2 rRNA genes are annotated in these 2,474 nt (G+C 50.6%); both read right to left on the reverse strand.

Annotation, left to right across the window (positions count from 1 at the left end):
* Nucleotides 1–116 (reverse strand): 5S ribosomal RNA (gene rrf / locus AB3I20_RS12640).
* A gap of 92 nt (nucleotides 117–208) precedes the next feature.
* Nucleotides 209–2,474 (reverse strand): 23S ribosomal RNA (locus tag AB3I20_RS12645); the annotation flags it as partial.

Here is a 2,474-nt window from a genome sequence, read left to right on the forward strand (position 1 = left end):
GCGTGGCGACGTCCTACTCTCACAAGGGGCAACCCCTCACTACAATCGGCGCTAAGAAGCTTAACTTCTGTGTTCGGCATGGTTACAGGTGTATCCTTCTCGCTATCGCCACCACACTGTGGTGTTATCTTATTGAGTTTGCTTTTGCTCACTCAAAACTGGATTTGAAGTAATCTCAACTCTACCGAGTTTTTTTCTTTTACCATTCTTGGTTAAGTCCTCGATCGATTAGTATCAGTCCGCTCCATACATCACTGTACTTCCACTTCTGACCTATCTACCTGATCATCTCTCAGGGATCTTACTTTCTTAAAGAAATGGGAAATCTCATCTTGAGGTGGGCTTCACACTTAGATGCTTTCAGCGTTTATCCCTTCCCTACATAGCTACCCAGCAATGCCCTTGGCAGAACAACTGGTACACCAGCGGTAAGTCCATCCCGGTCCTCTCGTACTAAGGACAGCTCCTCTCAAATTTCCAACGCCCGCGACGGATAGGGACCGAACTGTCTCACGACGTTCTGAACCCAGCTCGCGTGCCGCTTTAATGGGCGAACAGCCCAACCCTTGGGACCGACTACAGCCCCAGGATGCGACGAGCCGACATCGAGGTGCCAAACCTCCCCGTCGATGTGGACTCTTGGGGGAGATAAGCCTGTTATCCCCAGGGTAGCTTTTATCCGTTGAGCGATGGCCCTTCCATGCGGAACCACCGGATCACTAAGCCCGACTTTCGTCCCTGCTCGACTTGTTGGTCTCGCAGTCAAGCTCCCTTCTGCCTTTACACTCTTCGAATGATTTCCAACCATTCTGAGGGAACCTTTGGGCGCCTCCGTTACCTTTTAGGAGGCGACCGCCCCAGTCAAACTGCCCATCTGACACTGTCTCCCACCACGATTAGTGGTGCGGGTTAGAGTGGCCATAACGCAGGGGTAGTATCCCACCAGCGCCTCCATCGAAACTAGCGTTCCGATTTCTACGGCTCCTACCTATCCTGTACATGCGGTACAGACACTCAATATCAAACTACAGTAAAGCTCCATGGGGTCTTTCCGTCCTGTCGCGGGTAACCTGCATCTTCACAGGTACTAAAATTTCACCGAGTCTCTCGTTGAGACAGTGCCCAAATCGTTACGCCTTTCGTGCGGGTCGGAACTTACCCGACAAGGAATTTCGCTACCTTAGGACCGTTATAGTTACGGCCGCCGTTTACTGGGGCTTCAATTCGTACCTTCGCTTACGCTAAGCACTCCTCTTAACCTTCCAGCACCGGGCAGGCGTCAGCCCCTATACTTCATCTTACGATTTTGCAGAGACCTGTGTTTTTGATAAACAGTCGCTTGGGCCTATTCACTGCGGCTGATCTGACGATCAGCACCCCTTCTCCCGAAGTTACGGGGTCATTTTGCCGAGTTCCTTAACGAGAGTTCTCTCGCTCACCTTAGGATTCTCTCCTCGACTACCTGTGTCGGTTTGCGGTACGGGCCGTTGTTTTCTCACTAGAAGCTTTTCTTGGCAGTGTGACATCAGGAACTTCGGTACTATTATTTCCCTCCCCATCACAGCTTGTCCTTAAAAGATTAAGCATTTGACTCAACCTAAGACTTACTGCTTGGACAGACATTTCCAATCGTCTGCATTCCTTAGCCTCCTGCGTCCCTCCATTGCTCAAACAAAAACAACGGGTACAGGAATATCAACCTGTTATCCATCGCCTACGCCTTTCGGCCTCGGCTTAGGTCCCGACTAACCCTGGGCGGACGAGCCTTCCCCAGGAAACCTTAGTCATTCGGTGGACAGGATTCTCACCTGTCTTTCGCTACTCATACCGGCATTCTCACTTCTAAGCGCTCCAGCAGTCCTCACGATCTACCTTCAACGCCCTTAGAACGCTCTCCTACCATAACACCATAGGTGTTATCCACAGCTTCGGTAATATGTTTAGCCCCGGTACATTTTCGGCGCAGGGTCACTCGACTAGTGAGCTATTACGCACTCTTTAAATGGTGGCTGCTTCTGAGCCAACATCCTAGTTGTCTGTGCAACCCCACATCCTTTTCCACTTAACATATATTTTGGGACCTTAGCTGGTGGTCTGGGCTGTTTCCCTTTCGACTATGGATCTTATCACTCACAGTCTGACTCCCGGATATGAATGAATGGCATTCGGAGTTTATCTGAATTCGGTAACCCGAGATGGGCCCCTAGTCCAAACAGTGCTCTACCTCCATCATTCTCAATTCCGAGGCTAGCCCTAAAGCTATTTCGGAGAGAACCAGCTATCTCCAAGTTCGTTTGGAATTTCTCCGCTACCCACACCTCATCCCCGCACTTTTCAACGTACGTGGGTTCGGTCCTCCAGTGCGTTTTACCGCACCTTCAACCTGGACATGGGTAGATCACATGGTTTCGGGTCTACGACTACATACTCAAACGCCCTATTCAGACTCGCTTTCGCTACGGCTCCGTCTCTTC

It is taken from the genome of Enterococcus sp. C50, assembly GCF_040887505.1.
Classification (GTDB): Bacteria; Bacillota; Bacilli; order Lactobacillales; family Enterococcaceae; genus Enterococcus_B; species Enterococcus_B thailandicus.